The organism is Streptomyces sp. FH025, assembly GCF_017427025.1.
Classification (GTDB): domain Bacteria; phylum Actinomycetota; class Actinomycetes; order Streptomycetales; family Streptomycetaceae; genus Kitasatospora.
Genome location: NZ_JAFLNG010000936.1, coordinates 1 through 2427 on the forward strand (window position 1 = coordinate 1; position 2427 = coordinate 2427).

1 protein-coding gene is annotated in these 2427 nt (G+C 72.0%); it reads right to left on the minus strand.

The features are described 5' to 3' along the window. On the minus strand, nucleotides 1–1994 hold a 1994-nt coding region (locus tag J0670_RS40110; protein ID WP_207816832.1), incomplete at its 3' end, for a glycoside hydrolase family 6 protein. Between the last annotated feature and the right edge of the window lie 433 nt (nucleotides 1995–2427).

Below are 2427 nucleotides of genomic sequence, written 5' to 3' on the forward strand. Positions count from 1 at the left end.
GCGGTGCAGGTCAGCGACGGGGCGGTGTTGCCGCCCGAGTAGGTCGCCTGGAAGCCGAAGCTGGTGGTGGCGTTCGGCGCCAGGGCGCCGTTGTACGCCTGGCTGGCGGCCGTCACGGCGGCGCCGCTCTGGGCGGTGGTGGCGCTCCAGCTGTTGGTGATCTGCTGGTTGCCGCCCCAACTCCAGGTGACGGTCCAGGACTTGGTCGCCGTGGTGCCGGTGTTGGCGACGGTGACACTGGCCGTGAAGCCGTTGCCCCAGTCACTGCCGACCGCGTAGGTGGCGGAGCAGCCGCTGCTGCTGCCGCCACCGCCGGACGTCGCCGTGGTGGCGGTCACCGCGGCGGAGGCTGGGGAGGTGTTCCCGGCTGCGTCCTGCGCGGTGACGGTGTACCGGTAGGCGGTGGCGGGGGAGAGCCCGGAGTCGGTGTAGCTCGTGCCGGTCGCGGTCGCGACCTTGGCCCCGTTCCGGTACACCGAGTAGCCGGTCACGGCGGCCGGGCCGGTGGAGGCCGTCCAGCTGAGCGACACGCTGCTGCTGGTGGTACCGGTGACGGTCAGTCCGCTCGGCGCGGTCGGGCCGGTGGTGGTGCCGCCGGAGCCGTCGAACGCGGGGTAGGCGTTCTGGACCAGTTGCCGGAACTGGGCGGGGAACCACTGGCCCGCCGGGACGTTGCCCTCGGACATGGAGCCGGTGGGGTAGGTGTTGCCGTTCCCGTCGGTCTGGGTGCCGTTCGGGTCGCAGTGCGGGTCGCCGTGGGGGTGGGTGGCGCTCGGGTAGTCGCCGTCCGACTCACCCGGCGGCTTGACCCACAGGAAGGCGATGATCGGGCTGCCCGCGCCGTACGGCTGGGCCTGCGGGCGGGCGCCGATGCCAGCGCCTTCGATGTTGCACCAGTCGCCGCGGAAGGGCTTCCGGTCGACCTTGTTGGCCGCGACGTACGCGTCCACCGTGGTGGGGCCGGAGTTGAGCGCGGTGGGCCGGGCGGGGCCGCCCCAGCCGTTGCGCGAGGTGTCGACCAGCATGCCGATGCTGCTCGGGAACCCGTTGGACACCAGGGTGGAGTACATCGCGGTGTTGTAGTGGTACTCGTCGAACACGGGGTTGTACTGGTAGAAGTTGGCCGACTTCAGCGGCTGCCCGCCGACGGTGAGGTCCGGGTTGGTCAGGAACGGCTCGGTCAGCGGGGTGGTGTTGGCGGTGTCGCTGATGAAGCCGTCGACGCTGGCGAACCCGGCGGTGGTGGCCCGGGCGACCTTGGCGTACTCCTGGCCCGCCGGCACCATGTTGGTGGACCAGCCGAGCCAGCCCGCGTGGCCGATGTCCAGGTAGTTGTACACGTTGGGGATCGCGTGCAGCTTGTTGAGCGCGTACTCGATGCCCGATTCGTAGTACGGCGCGGCGGTGGCGCAGGCCGGCTTGGACTGGTTGGTGACGGTGTTGGGCAGGGAGTCCGGCTCGATGATGGCCGCGATCCGCAGGCCCGCGTACTTCGGGTTGGCGAGGACGGCCGCGATCGGGTCGATGTACTGCGTCTCGTACGTGTTCAACCCCGCCGCTGTGGCGGGGAGTTCGCCGTTGGAGGCGATGGCGGCGCAGTCCCGGCCGGGCAGGTCGTAGACGACGACCTGGAGGACGACCGGCGTGCCTGACTGCTGCTGCTGGGCGAGGGCGTGGTCCAGGTGGGCCTGGAGGCCGAGCCGCCCGCCGTCGCCGGCGATCGCGCCGATGTGGTCCATCCAGACGGCGGTGGGGTTGGCGGCGACCTGCGCTTCGAGAGCGCCCTGGGCGCCGCCGTCGGCGGAGGCCTGGGCGTTCACCTCGGCCGTGTAGTCGGGGTTGAGGTAGCCGGTCGCCCCGGCGAACGGGTTGGCGACGTGGACGGTGGCCGCGTGCGCGGGGGTGGCGGCGCCGATGCTCGGCAGCAGGCCGGTGACGCCGAGCAGCGAGGCGGCCGCTGCCGTGCGTAGACGACGCAGGACGGTATGGGGCACGTCCGGGTCCTTTCGGAGGGGTGGGATTCCTGACGGGATCGCAGAATGTGGTGGGAACGCGCCCAGATCGGGGGCGCGGCGATCCCTTCACATCAAGCCAGGGCCCCCGAAACGTCGTCAATAGTCGCGGGAGCGCTCCCACGAGACGCTGAAACTTACATGCTGTGGAGCCGAACGGCCCACGGCTGCGGGGGCCGGGCTCCGCCGCTGGTCGCCGCCGTGGTCCCGCCCCCGGCGGGCCCGCCGGCCGTCACCGGCGAGCGCTGCGGGCTCTTCCCATGCCGGGCGCGCCACCCCACGATGACGCCACACCTCCGTCCGCCGCGCCTCCCACCCGCGCGGCGGTACCCCACCCGTCTGGAGGACGCGCATGCGACACAAAGCCCTGCGTGCCAGGGGCAACCGGCTCGGCATCACCGCGACGGCCACCGTG